This is a genomic window from Burkholderia sp. L-4 (assembly GCF_056856535.1).
In genome coordinates this window covers 1,267,171-1,279,261 of record NZ_JBXEOX010000001.1, presented here as the reverse complement: position 1 = coordinate 1,279,261, position 12,091 = coordinate 1,267,171, and the positions used below count along the sequence as shown (strand labels likewise).

10 protein-coding genes are annotated in these 12,091 nt (G+C 68.6%); 4 read left to right on the top strand and 6 right to left on the bottom strand.

The window, feature by feature from the left end:
• The first annotated feature begins 103 nt into the window (after positions 1 to 103).
• On the top strand, positions 104 to 487 hold the full coding sequence (locus AC1VVG_RS06070) for a VOC family protein (protein WP_482835350.1): 384 nt from the start codon (positions 104 to 106) through the stop codon (positions 485 to 487).
• 82 nt (positions 488 to 569) lie between these two features.
• Here the strand turns inward: AC1VVG_RS06070 and AC1VVG_RS06065 are convergent, their stop codons facing one another.
• Positions 570 to 2,039 carry an NYN domain-containing protein gene (locus tag AC1VVG_RS06065; protein WP_226227217.1) on the bottom strand — a complete coding sequence of 490 codons (1,470 nt, stop codon included), beginning with the start codon at positions 2,037 to 2,039 and terminating at the stop codon, positions 570 to 572.
• 230 nt (positions 2,040 to 2,269) lie between these two features.
• On the opposite strand from AC1VVG_RS06065, the gene AC1VVG_RS06060 reads away from it, so the two are divergent.
• Positions 2,270 to 2,899 (top strand): NAD(P)H-binding protein, encoded by a 630-nt coding sequence (locus AC1VVG_RS06060; protein WP_034186559.1) that lies wholly within the window; start codon positions 2,270 to 2,272, stop codon positions 2,897 to 2,899.
• An 87-nt stretch (positions 2,900 to 2,986) separates the two neighbouring features.
• Here the strand turns inward: AC1VVG_RS06060 and AC1VVG_RS06055 are convergent, their stop codons facing one another.
• Positions 2,987 to 3,535 (bottom strand): peroxiredoxin, encoded by a 549-nt coding sequence (locus AC1VVG_RS06055; protein ID WP_034186558.1) that lies wholly within the window; start codon positions 3,533 to 3,535, stop codon positions 2,987 to 2,989.
• A gap of 278 nt (positions 3,536 to 3,813) precedes the next feature.
• Between AC1VVG_RS06055 and cdpA the strand changes: the two genes are divergently transcribed.
• On the top strand, positions 3,814 to 5,556 hold the full coding sequence (gene cdpA, locus AC1VVG_RS06050) for a cyclic di-GMP phosphodiesterase CdpA (protein WP_193791016.1): 1,743 nt from the start codon (positions 3,814 to 3,816) through the stop codon (positions 5,554 to 5,556).
• Positions 5,557 to 5,583: 27 nt separating this feature from the next.
• The gene (locus AC1VVG_RS06045; RefSeq protein WP_034186556.1) at positions 5,584 to 7,074 is read left to right on the top strand and encodes an HDOD domain-containing protein; all 1,491 of its coding nucleotides are present in this window, start codon (positions 5,584 to 5,586) and stop codon (positions 7,072 to 7,074) included.
• A 90-nt stretch (positions 7,075 to 7,164) separates the two neighbouring features.
• Here AC1VVG_RS06045 and AC1VVG_RS06040 read toward each other — a convergent pair whose 3' ends face one another.
• The 4 genes from AC1VVG_RS06040 to astD form a co-directional block, all read right to left on the bottom strand.
• Positions 7,165 to 7,959, bottom strand: coding sequence for an ABC transporter substrate-binding protein (locus AC1VVG_RS06040; RefSeq protein ID WP_034186555.1), 795 nt, complete (start codon positions 7,957 to 7,959; stop codon positions 7,165 to 7,167).
• A 276-nt stretch (positions 7,960 to 8,235) separates the two neighbouring features.
• A complete protein-coding gene (astE, locus tag AC1VVG_RS06035; protein ID WP_482835885.1) occupies positions 8,236 to 9,264 on the bottom strand; it encodes a succinylglutamate desuccinylase in 1,029 nt (342 codons plus the stop codon).
• 7 nt (positions 9,265 to 9,271) lie between these two features.
• Positions 9,272 to 10,612, bottom strand: coding sequence for an N-succinylarginine dihydrolase (gene astB / locus AC1VVG_RS06030; protein ID WP_482835349.1), 1,341 nt, complete (start codon positions 10,610 to 10,612; stop codon positions 9,272 to 9,274).
• A gap of 14 nt (positions 10,613 to 10,626) precedes the next feature.
• A complete protein-coding gene (gene astD, locus AC1VVG_RS06025) occupies positions 10,627 to 12,090 on the bottom strand; it encodes a succinylglutamate-semialdehyde dehydrogenase (RefSeq protein WP_034186552.1) in 1,464 nt (487 codons plus the stop codon).
• Between the last annotated feature and the right edge of the window lies 1 nt (position 12,091).

Sequence of the window (12,091 nt, the reverse complement as noted above, 5' to 3'; positions counted from 1 at the left end):
TGGGGGCAATTCAGGCAGGCGGCCGTTTTTTTGCCCTTGAACCCGGGCGGCGATCGGCTATCGTGAGTCCATGCCTACCGCGAGCCCTTCGCCGGAACCCGCCATGAACGTCCAGCTCAATCACACGATCGTCTGGTGCAGCGACAAGCATGCGTCGAGCCGCTTCCTGACCGAACTCCTGGAATTGCCGCCGCCGACGCCGTTCGGCGCGATGCGGGTCGTCGCGCTCGACAACGGCGTGTCGCTCGATTTCTACGAACAGGCGGGGGAAATCAGATCGCAGCACCATGCGTTCCTGCTCGACGAAGCCGGCTTCGATCGCGTGCTGGCGCGCATCCGCGCGCGCGGGCTCGCGCACTGGGCCGATCCCGCGAAGCGGCAACCCGACGACATCTACCGCCACAACGGCGGGCGCGGCGTGTACTTCGACGACCCGGACGGCCACTTCCTCGAAGTGATGACGCGTCCGTATGTGCTGAACGGCTAGCGCAGCCGCGCCGGCATTGCGCCGGCCGGTATCGTTCGGCGCGGATGCCGTCCCGCTTCGGACGGCACCCGGACGCCTGCCGTTACTCGGCCGCCGTCGTCTTGCGCGGACGACGTGCGCGCGGTGCCGCCTTGCGGGCCGGCTTTTTCTTGGCAGCGGCCGGCGCGTCGGCATGCGCTTCGAGCGGCGCCGCCTCATGCGACGGCTGGGCGGCAGCCCCGTCGCCGCCGGCATCGCCGGCCGCCGGCTCGGCACGCGTCACGGCGGCATGCCGTTCGTCGCCCTGCTCCGCGTCGTCGGCATGCCTGCCGTGCGCGTGCTGGTCGCCGCCGCCGTGCTTCGCCTCACCGTGGGCGTCGTCGGTCTTCCCGGCCGCATGATGGCCGGCGCCCTTCGCGGCGGCACCCTTCTTCCCGCCCGTCTTCTTCGCCGCGCTCTTGCGCGCACGCTTGCGGCCGTCCTTCGCCTCGCCCGGTGCGTCGACCGCCTCCGCCGCTTCAGCCGTTTCAGCCGGTGGCGTCACCGACCCAGCCTCGACGAACTCGGCGACGTCCGCCGCTTCCGCTTCGGCCTGCTCGCTTTCGTGCGCCACCGCTTCGGCCCGCTGCCCGCGACGTTGCGCATTGCGCCCGGCCCGCGCCGGTTCGGCCGCGCGCGCACCGTGGTGGTGGGCGCCGCCGTGCGCGCCGCCGTCCCCGCCCGCCGCGACATGCTCCATGGCCGCCGGCTGGCGGGCCCGCGACACGAACGCGCCCGACTTGTCGTCGCGCCCCACTTCCAGCAGGCCGCGCGCCTGCGCTTCGTCGAGCAGGTTGCCGAACGCGCGGAACCCGTAGTACGACTCGTTGAAATCCGGCTTGCGGCGCTTGATCGCGCTCTTGAGCACCGACGCCCAGATCTTGCCGACGTCGTCGCGCTCCGACGCGAGCGCATCGAACGTCTCGACCGCCAGCGCGATCGCCTCGGCCTTGCGGGCATCCATGTCGTGCTTGCGCGAGGCCGGCTCGTCAGGCCGCCTCGCGCCGCCGTTGCCGGCACGCTGCTGCTGTTCGCGCTTCGCGAGCGTGCGCTGCTGCTCGCGCACCAGATCGTCGTAGAAGATGAATTCGTCGCAGTTCGCGACCAGCAGGTCCGACGTCGATTTCTTCACGCCGACGCCGATCACCTTCTTCGCGTTCTCGCGCAGCTTCGACACGAGCGGCGAGAAGTCGGAATCGCCGCTGATGATCACGAACGTATCGACGTGCGACTTCGTGTAGCAGAGATCGAGCGCATCGACGACGAGCCGGATGTCGGCCGAATTCTTGCCCGACTGGCGCACGTGCGGAATCTCGATCAGCTCGAAGCTCGCCTCGTGCATCGACGCCTTGAAGCCCTTGTAGCGATCCCAGTCGCAATAGGCCTTCTTCACGACGATGCTGCCTTTCAGCAGCAGGCGCTCCAGCACGGGCTTGATGTCAAATTTCTCGTACTTCGCGTCGCGCACGCCGAGCGCGACGTTCTCGAAGTCGCAGAACACGGCCATGCTGACGTTGTCCAGGGGTAATGCCATGTGTACTCCAACCGGTGGGCCGGCGCGTTATACGCGTAACGGCGAAAAAACCATCGCGCACATGATAGCCGGTCGGCGCGTCATTCCCGCATCCGTGTGAACGAATGAACGCCCGACGCCGGTACGCCCCTTAATACGCGCCCGCCGGCGGGGCAAATCGACATTACACTTGAGTTATCGGTCGTCCGTCCCTATCTGGACGGAAGACGCATCGAGCAAGGAGCGGTTTCATGACGACGAAGGTACTGCTGATTGGTGCGACCGGCCGGACGGGCCAGGCCTGCGCGGATCTGCTGCTCAAGCAGCCGGAGTTCGAGGTCACGGCGCTCGTGCGCCGGCACGGCTATGCGCTGGCGGGCGCACGGGTCGTCGAGGCCGATCTGACGAACGATTTCTCGCACGCGTTCCAGGGCATCACGCACGTGATCTACGCGGCCGGCTCGGCCGAATCGGAGGGCGCGGCCGAAGAGGAACAGGTCGACCGCGACGCGGTGGCCCGCGCGGCCGAATACACGCTCGCCTTCAACGCGCAGAAGCTCGTCGTGATCAGCTCGCTTTCGGCGTACCGGCCCGAACAGGCGCCGGACGCGCTGCGCCATTATTCGCAGATGAAGCGCGAGGGCGACGACCGCGTGATCGCGTCGGGTGTCGACTACGTGATCCTGCGCCCGGGCCCGCTCACCGACGATCCGGGCGTCGGCAAGATCGCGCTGACCGACGCCTGGCTCGACCCCGCGCCGCCCGTGTCGCGCCAGGACGTCGCATGGGCCGCGATCGAGGCGATCAAGCTCGGCATCTCGCGCAAGATCGTCGGCTTCGTCGGCGGCAGCGTGCCGATCGAGCAGGCCTTGCGCGCGTGACGGCCCGCTGCGCGCCGCCGCCCGGCGGCGCGTGTTGTCGTGCCCGCGGCCCGCACGGCGGGCCGTTTTCGTGCCAGGCGCGGCCGCTTACGGCTTCGGGTGCGCGTCGGCCCACGCCTTCACGGCGGCGAGCGTGTTCTCGACGTGCTTGTCGGGCGACAGGCTCGTGTATTCGTAGAGCACCTTCCCTTCCGGCGAGATCACGTAGGACACGCGGTTCGCGCGGTCGAGCGCCGGCAGCTTCGCATCGTATTCCCGGATGATCTTCGCGTCCGGATCGGCCGCGACCGGGAACTTGCTGCGGCACTCGCTCACCGAGAATTTCGTCAGCGTGTCGATATTGTCGGCCGATACGCCGATCACCGTCGCGCCGTAAGCCTTGTAACGGTCGACCGCATCGGCAAACGCATGCGCCTCGATCGTGCAGCCCTTCGTGAACGCCGCCGGGTAGAAATACAGCACCACCGGCCCCTGCTTCAGCGCGCCGGCGAGCGAGTACGTGTAAGTCTTGCCGCCCAGCGACGCCTGCGTCGTGAAATCCGGCGCCGCGGCGCCCGGCTTCAATTCCGCCTGCGCCATCAGCGCATGGCCGGCCACCAGCGCCGCCACGGCGCCCAGCAACAGTTTTCGCTTCATCTGCGTCCTCATTTCTTATAAAGTCAGCCTCGATACAGGCCACGCCGGCGTTCGCCTGTCGAACATCCGGGATGCGATCCGGGCCGGCGGCTGCGCCATCCGCGGCCGGCCCGTTAAAGATTCCGCACAATCTGCCGTTATTCCTTGCGGACAACCAGTTCCAGCCCTTCACGTCAGCGAGAAACATGGAAGCCAACAGGAAACAGACGTCACGCAAGGGCTCCTGGCGCAGCGCCTTGCATACGCTGCGCCGCTTCGCCTGGTCGGGCGGCGCGCTGATGCCGGCGCGCGCCGGCGCGCCGCGCCGCGACGACTCCGTGCGCAACTGGCTGGAACAGACGGTCGGCACGGTGGATTTCCTCGCCCATGTCGACCGCGAGCTGCGCTTTCTGTACGTGTCCGACGCGAGCCTGCGCTTCATCGGCTACCACCGCGACTACCTGCACACGCTGACGCTGCGCGACCTGATCGCCGAACAGGATACCTCGGCGCTCGAAGGCCTGCTTGCGCGCGCCGCGCGTTCCGGCCAGGTCGAGAAGGCGACGATGTGCATCGTCAAGTCGCTCACCTACCCGCTGGACGTCGAGGTCCGTGCGTTCAAGAGCCGCCATCACGGCGTCGACGGTTTCGCGATCGCGGCATTCGACGTGTCGTCGTGGCGCGCGCTCGAGGCGAAGCTGACGTATGAAATGCACCATGACCCGATGACGGGGCTCGACAACCTGTCCGCGCTCGTGCCGGCGCTGATGCGTGCGCAGCAGACCGCCGACGAGGACGGCACCTGCGCGGCGCTGCTGCTGCTCGACCTCGACGACTACCAGCGGATCAACCGCGCGCTCGGCTACGACGCGGGCGACACGCTGCTGCGCGAGACCGCGCAGCGGCTGAAGGCGCTCGTCACGCCGAACGAGCGGCTCGCGCGCGTCGCGAGCGACAAGTTCGCGATCGTGCTCGGCGCCTCGGACCGCTCGCAGGCGAGCCACGCCGCCGACGCGCTCGCGCGCCGGCTGCAGGCCGCGGTGCGCGAGCCCTACGTGTACCAGGGGCAGACCGTGCACCTGTCCGCGAGCATCGGCATCGCGCTCTACCCCGACGAACGCGCCGCGCCGCATCGCGCGCAGCATCACAGCCCGCTGCTGCGCCGCGCCGACCATGCGCTCGCGCAGGCGAAGGCATCGGGCGGCAACGCGCTTGCGTTCCATGCGCCGGTCGACGATCCGGCCGACGCCGAACGGCTGAAGCTCGAGGCCGACCTGTACGACGGCGTGCGCAACGGCGAGTTCTCGCTCCACTTCCAGCCGATCACGCACAGCCAGTCGGGCGCGGTGGTCGGCGTCGAGGCGCTGATCCGCTGGCGCCATCCGGTACACGGCCTCGTGCCGCCGGCGACCTTCATTCCGCTCGCCGAATCGATCGGCCTGATCAACTACCTCGGCAACTGGGTGCTCAAGGCCGCGTGCATGCAGCTCGTCGCATGGGACAGCCAGGGGCTTGCGCTGCAGTACGTGGCGGTCAACGTGTCGCCGCAGCAGTTCCGCGACCCGCGCTTCACGCAGAGCGTGCGCGAGGCGATCGCGCTGACGGGCATCGACCCGCGCCGCATCGTGCTCGAAATCACCGAAAGCCTGCTGATGCACGATCCCGCGCATGCGAAAGTGCTGCTCGAGGAGCTGACCGATCTCGGCATCCGCTTCGCGATCGACGATTTCGGCACCGGCTATTCGAGCCTCGCGTACCTGCAGCGCTTCCCGCTCGCGAAGCTGAAGATCGACCGCAGTTTCGTCGAGAACCTGCTGACGTCGCGCAACGACCGCGCGATCGTGTCGGCGGTGGTCGGCCTCGCGCAGACGCTCGATCTCGAGCTCGTCGCCGAAGGCGTCGAGACCGAGGCGCAGCGCGCACTGCTGACGGAGATGGGCTGCAATCACATCCAGGGCTGGCTCGTCTGCCAGGCGCTGCCGTCCGAGGAGCTCGCGCGGCGCTTCGAGGCGCAGCAGCTGCACCTGCACGCCGCCGCCTGACGCGCGCGGCGAACCGGACAGATCCGTATGTCAATCACCGAACACCTGCCCCGCACCGCTTTGCTGGACAAGCTGTGGGCCCGGATGAGCGAACGGGGCGATTTCCCGCTGCTGTCGGAATCGCTGCGCGCGACGATGGCCGCGATGAAGAACGACGACCTCGACTTCACCGCACTCGTGCGTGTCGTGCTGTCGGACTTCGCGCTCACGCAGAAAGTGCTGCGGCTCGCGAACTCCGCGATGTACATGGCGTTCGGCGGCAACATCACGACCGTGACGCGCGCGCTGATGGTGCTCGGCATGGACGCCGTCGGCCATCTGGTCGTCGGGCTGAAGCTCGTCGACCATTTCCACCACAGCACGCCGCGGCGCATCGACGCGAAGCTCGAGCTGAACCGTGCGCTGCTGTCCGGCTGCGTCGCGCGCAAGCTCACCGAGCGCGCCGACCTGCGCGCGGGCGAGGAAGCCGTCGTCTGCACGCTGATGCGCCAGGTCGGCAAGCTGCTCGTGGTCTGCTATCTCGACAGCGAATGGGACAAGATCCGCCGCCGCGCGGCCGAGATGCACGTCGACGAATCGGCCGCCTGCGTCGAGGTGCTCGGCGTCGGTTTCGACGAGATCGGGCTCGAGGCGGCGGCACGCTGGCGGCTGCCCGACATGATCCGCGACGGCATCGCCGACGACCACCACCACGTGAACCGCGTCGACGCGTTCGGCCGCGAACTCGCGGCCGACGAGGACATGATCGAACGCGTGAACTGGCTGCGGGCGGTGAGCCGCTGCTCGGCCGACGTCGCGAGTGCGCTCGCGATGCCCGATGGTCCGCAGCGCGACGCGCACATCGCGGCGCTCGCGCAGCACTATGCGCCGGCGCTCGATACGGAACCCGACGCGCTCGTCGAGATCGCCGACCGGCTCGCGCACGAGGAAGCGAGCGACACCGTGATGCGCGAGATCGTCGAGTTGCGCGCGAACGCCGATGCGATCGCGCGTGCGCAGGCCGAGCCCGAAGCCTGTCTCGAAGCCGGCCTCGCCGACCTGCGCGCGCTGCCGTCCGAGCACGTACTGACGCCGGTGCTCGCGCTGGCGTCGGAAAGCCTGCTCGCGAGCCTCGCGTTCACGCGCACCGTCATGTTCGTGCGCCACGACGACGGCACGTTCGCCGCGCGCCTGGGTTTCGGTCCCGGCGTCGACGCGGCGCTCTACCGGCTGCGCTTTCACGAGCGCTTCGAGCCGGACGTATTCCATCTCGCGATCACCAATTCGGTCGGCATCTTCATCGAGCAGGCGCAGGAACCGAAGATGCTCAAGCGCCTGCCCGCGTGGTATCTCGACGTGTTCGACGACACACGCGCGTTCGTGCTGCTGCCGGTGCGGGTCGATGCGGCGACGGTCGCGCTGCTGTATGGCGACTGGGCCGGCGCGCAGCCGGCACGCAAGATCTCGCAACAGGAAATGAGCATCCTCAACGAGCTCGCGCACGAACTGGGGCGGTTCTTCCCCGCGCAGCACGGCTGACGGCCGGCCGCCCGCGCGGTTTCCGGTTCCCAAAAGCAAACCGGCCGCATCGGCGGCCGGTTTTTTACATCGTGCGTTCGAACGAAGCGCTTACTTGAGCGTCACGGGCACGCTGAAGTACTTCTTCGCGAGGTTGTCGATCGTGCCGTCGGCCTTCAGGTCCTTCAGCGCCTGATCGAGTGCGGTCTTCAGCGCCGCGTCGTTCTTGCGCAGGCCGAAGCCGACGCCCGAGCCGAGGATCTCGGCGTCGCTGACGGTGCCGCCCGCGAACGCGAAGCCCTGGCCTTGCGGCTTCGTCAGGAAGCCCTTCGAGCCGGCTTCCGAATCCTGGAACGTCGCGTCGAGACGGCCCGACTTCAGGTCGGCGTAGGCCAGATCCTGCGTCTGGTACGGCACGACTTCAACGCCGACCGGCGCCCACTTCTTCTTCGCGTACGCTTCCTGGATCGTGCCCTGCAGCACGCCGACGCGCTTGCCCTTCAGCGACTGCGGGGTCGGCAGCAGGCCGCTGCCCTGCTTCGCGATCAGCTGGTTCGGAATCGTATAGATCGGGTCGGTGAACGCGATCGCGTGCTTGCGCTGGTCGGTGATCGTCATGTCCGAGTTGATCGCATCGAACTTGCGCGCCTGCAGCGCGGGGATCAGGCCGTCGAAGTCGTTCTCGACCCACACGCACTTCGTCTTCAGCTTCGCGCACACCGCGTTGCCGATGTCGATGTCGAAGCCGGTCAGCTTGCCGTCGGGCGTCTTGTATTCGAACGGTGCGTACGAGGCCTCGACGCCGAACCGGATCTCCTTCAGATCCGCGGCAAACGCGCTGCCTGCCGCCACCGCCGATGCCGCCACCACCGCATGCGCGGCCACTTTACGCCAATCCAACTTCATCAGGTGCTCTCCTCGATACTCGAATGTTCCGGAACTACGGGCGCAGGCATCATTGCAGGGTCGGATGACCCCGACAATGCGGCTGCCGCGCCGTGATGCGGCGCAACAGCCGCAAGGCCGCGATTGTACCAATCCGCGCGGCCCGGCATGGCAAAGCGGCTGCCGATGCGCGATGCTGCGGTGCGCATACGACACCGGCCGCGCCGGCCATCGAACTTGCAAGACGATGTCGCAAATACGCAAGGCGGGCCGCGCGTCGGCGCGGCCGCCGATCGGTCAGACCAATGCCGCGATCGTCTCGCGCGTCGTGTCGACGACGAGCAGGCCCGCACGCAGCCCCGGCTTCACGGTCGGGTTCGGAAACACGATCCGCTCCTCGTCGTGCGTCACCGTGTAGCGGTAGTCGCCGTCCTGCGCGAGCACCGTGCCGCGCGCGAACGCGGTGAAGTTCGCGACGTCGGCCGCGACGAACAGCTCGAGCGCGTCACTCTGCTTCGTGATCTGGTCGATCACCGTGAAGACGCGCGGCAGCGCCGCGTCGGCATCCGTCGGCCGGCACGACACCAGCTTGCGCACCGCGCGGTCGGCCGGCGCGAAGCGCGTCAGGTCGTTCTGGCCGAACGGCCGCACCTTGCCGAGTTCGAGCGTGCAGGCGAGCGCGCCGCAATGCTCGGCCGTGAAATGCGAATACGTGTTGCCCTTCGCGGTGTGCAGCAGCACGGCCGCGATGCGCGCGTCGCCCAGCCATTCGACCATCGTGCGCGTCGGCGGCGTGCCCGTATGCGGCAGCAGCGCGAACTGCTCGAACACCGACGCGCGGATCGCCGTGTGCATGTCGATGTGCCAGCGCGCGCTGCCCGCCGGCGCGGCCGCGAAGAACGCGGCCGCGGCCGCTTCGAGCTGCGCGGCGCGTGGCGCTTCGCGGCTCGCGGGCACCTGCGTGTGACGGCCGCTGAACAGGCGGTTCAGGTCGTCGTCGAGATAACGCTCGCCCGCGCGCATCGCCGGCACGTTGCCGAGCACGACGAGCAGCCGGCACGCGAGCGGCAGCGCGCCCGACGCGAGATCGCGCACCAGCATCGACAGCAGCTCGATCGGCGCCGTCTCGTCGCCGTGCACGCCCGCCGATACGAGCACGCTCGCGCGTGTTGCCTCGTTCGCCGCGACCGGTTCGAGCACGAGCAGCCCGTCGCCGGGCCATTGCCAGCGCACCGCACCGCCCGCGCAGGTACCGCCCTGCTCGGCCGGCACGCTGCCGGCCAGCGTGAACGCGAGAAAGTCGTCGAGCAGCGCGGCGGACGGCATCCGTGCCTCAGCGCTGGAAGTCATACAGCGAACCGACTCGCAGGATCTGCGTGAGTTCGTCGAGCGCCGTGCGCGATTCGTCGAGCAGCGCCGGATCGGCGAGATCTTCCGGTGCGAGGCGATCGCGGTAGTGCTTGTCGATCCATGCGTCGAGCGACGCGAACAGCGTGTCGTTGATCCACACGTTCGACGTGACCGCCGCGCGCTCCGCGTCGTTCAGCACGACGCGCAGGCGCAGGCATGCGGGGCCGCCCCCGTTCTTCATGCTTTCGCGCAGGTCGAACACGAGCACGTCGTGAATCGGGCCGTTGCCGGCCGCGAGGTGGTCGAGATAGGCCGCGACGTTGGCGTTCTCGCGGCATTCCTGCGGCACGACGAGCACCTGCGAGCCGTCCGCGCGCGACAACAGCTGGCTGTTGAACAGGTACGACGTCACCGCGTCGTTCACGCTCACGGCCGCTTCCGGCACCTCGATCACGTTCAGGCGCGCGCCGCGTGCGTCGAGCGCGGCGGTCAGCGTGTCGTAGATCGCCTGCTTGTTGACGAACGCGCACTCGTGCGTGAACAGCGTGTCGCGGTTGCCGACCGAGATCACGTCGTTGTGGAACACGCCCGCGTCGATCACGTCCGGATCCTGCTGCGCGTAGACCGTCGCTTCCTCGGCGAGCCCGTGGCGATGCGCGACTGCGCGGCTCGCCTCGAAGGTCTGCCGTGCCGGGAAGCGCTTCGGTTCCGGCCCGCGGCGGTATTCCGCGCGGCCGTACACGAAGAATTCGATGCCCGGCTTGCCGTATTCCGCGCAGAAGCGCGTATGGTTCGCCGCGCCTTCGTCGCCGAGCGCCGGCGTGCCCGTCAGCGCTTCGTGCACCGCGAAGTGCGCGGGATCGGCGAACAGCGTCGACAGCGTGCGGCGCGTCGCTTCGTGCTCGATCGCGCGATGCAGCTTGCTGCACAGGTTCGCCGGCGTGAAGTGCACGCGGCCGTCGCTCGTGTCGGCCGACGGGCTGACCGTGGCCGCGTTCGCGGTCCACATCGCCGACGCCGAGCTCGCCGCGGCGAGCAGTTCCGGCGCCTGCTTCGCGGCCTTCGCGATCACGTCCGCGTCCTTGCCCGAGAAGCCGAGCTCGCGCAACAGGCGCAGCGACGGCCGCTCCTGCGGCGGCAGCACGCCCTGTGCGAAACCGAGATCGGCGAGCTGCTTCATCTTGCGCAGCCCCTGCTTCGCGGCGGCCTTCGGGTTCGCGGCCGACTTCTCGTTGTTGAGGGACGCCACGTTGCCGAACGACAGCCCGGCGTAGTTGTGGGTCGGGCCGACGAGCCCGTCGAAATTGGCTTCTTGTGCGTTCATCGTCGCTCCCTCGATCAGAAATGCAGGCCCGGCGACAGGCTCGCGGGCAAGGTCAGTTGCGTGCTTTCCACCGACGCCATCGGATACGCGCAGTAGTCGGCTGCGTAGTACGCGCTCGGGCGATGGTTGCCCGAGCGGCCCGTGCCGCCGAACGGCGCGGCGGACGACGCACCGTTGGTCGGCCGGTTCCAGTTGACGATGCCGGCGCGGATCGTGCGGCGGAAGTGTTCCCATGCCTTCTCGTCGTCGGCCAGCAGGCCGGCGGACAGGCCGAACGCCGTGTCGTTCGCGCGCTCGATCGCTTCGTCGAACGTCGCGTAGCGGACGATCTGCGCGAGCGGGCCGAAATGTTCCTCGTCGGGCAGGTTGGCCACGCCCGTCACGTCGACGATCGCCGCGTTCACGAAGCCGAGGCGCGGATCGCGCTGCGTCATCGCGATGACCGGTTTCGCGCCCTGCTCGATCAGGCGCGACTGGGCATCGACCAGCTTCGCGGCCGCGCGTGCCGAGATCACCGCGCCCATGAACGGCTGCGGATCGGCATCGAACACGTCGGCCGTGATCTTCGACGTGACGTCCGCGAAGCGCGCGAGGAAGCGGTCGCCGAACGCGCCCTGCGGCACGAAGATGCGGCGCGCGCACGTGCAGCGCTGGCCGGCCGACAGGAACGCCGACTGGATCGTGTGATGCACGGCCGCGTCGATGTCCTCGACTTCGCCGATCACGAGCGGATTGTTGCCGCCCATTTCGAGCGCGAGCACGATCTCCGGACGGCCGCCGAACTGCTTGTGCAGCAGCGTGCCCGTATCGGAGCTGCCCGTGAAGAACAGTCCGTCGATCTGCCGATGGTTCGCGAGTGCGATGCCGGTGTCCTTCTCGCCCTGCACGAGGTTCAGCACGCCGGCCGGCAACCCGGCCTCCTTCCACACTTCGACCGTCGCGCGCGCGACGCCCGGCGCGAGTTCCGACGGCTTGAACACGACCGCATTGCCCGCGATCAGCGCGGGCACGATATGGCCGTTCGGCAAGTGGCCGGGGAAATTGTACGGACCGAACACCGCGACGACGCCGTGCGGACGGTGGCGCAGCACCGCGACGCCGTCGGCCATGTCCTGGCGTTTCTCGCCGGTGCGTTCCTGGTAGGCCTGAATCGAGATGCCGACCTTCGCGGCCATCGACGCGACTTCGGTGCGTGCTTCCCACAGCGGCTTGCCCGTCTCGCGGCCGATCGCGGTCGCGATCGCTTCCTTGCGTTCGTTGAGCAACGCGGCGAAACGCTTGACGATCGCGCAACGCGATTCGAAGTCGAGCGCCGACCAGCCGGCGAATGCACGGCGCGCGCTCGCGACCGCACGGTCGACGTCGGCCGCCGACGCGCTTTCGCCCTGCCATGCAATCTCGTCGGTGCCCGGGTTGCGCGAAGCGAACACGGGGCCCGAGCCCGCGACCCAGGCGCCGTCGATGAAGAGTTCCGTCATG

Bases quoted from the DNA above. Each gene is read 5' to 3' on its own strand.
- AC1VVG_RS06070 (WP_482835350.1), top strand. From the start codon at position 104: ATGAACGTCCAGCTCAATCACACGATCGTCTGGTGCAGCGACAAGCAT.
- AC1VVG_RS06065 (WP_226227217.1), bottom strand. From the start codon at position 2,039: ATGGCATTACCCCTGGACAACGTCAGCATGGCCGTGTTCTGCGACTTC.
- AC1VVG_RS06060 (WP_034186559.1), top strand. From the start codon at position 2,270: ATGACGACGAAGGTACTGCTGATTGGTGCGACCGGCCGGACGGGCCAG.
- AC1VVG_RS06055 (WP_034186558.1), bottom strand. From the start codon at position 3,535: ATGAAGCGAAAACTGTTGCTGGGCGCCGTGGCGGCGCTGGTGGCCGGC.
- cdpA (WP_193791016.1), top strand. From the start codon at position 3,814: ATGCCGGCGCGCGCCGGCGCGCCGCGCCGCGACGACTCCGTGCGCAAC.
- AC1VVG_RS06045 (WP_034186556.1), top strand. From the start codon at position 5,584: ATGTCAATCACCGAACACCTGCCCCGCACCGCTTTGCTGGACAAGCTG.
- AC1VVG_RS06040 (WP_034186555.1), bottom strand. From the start codon at position 7,959: ATGAAGTTGGATTGGCGTAAAGTGGCCGCGCATGCGGTGGTGGCGGCA.
- astE (WP_482835885.1), bottom strand. From the start codon at position 9,264: ATGCCGTCCGCCGCGCTGCTCGACGACTTTCTCGCGTTCACGCTGGCC.
- astB (WP_482835349.1), bottom strand. From the start codon at position 10,612: ATGAACGCACAAGAAGCCAATTTCGACGGGCTCGTCGGCCCGACCCAC.
- astD (WP_034186552.1), bottom strand. From the start codon at position 12,090: ATGACGGAACTCTTCATCGACGGCGCCTGGGTCGCGGGCTCGGGCCCC.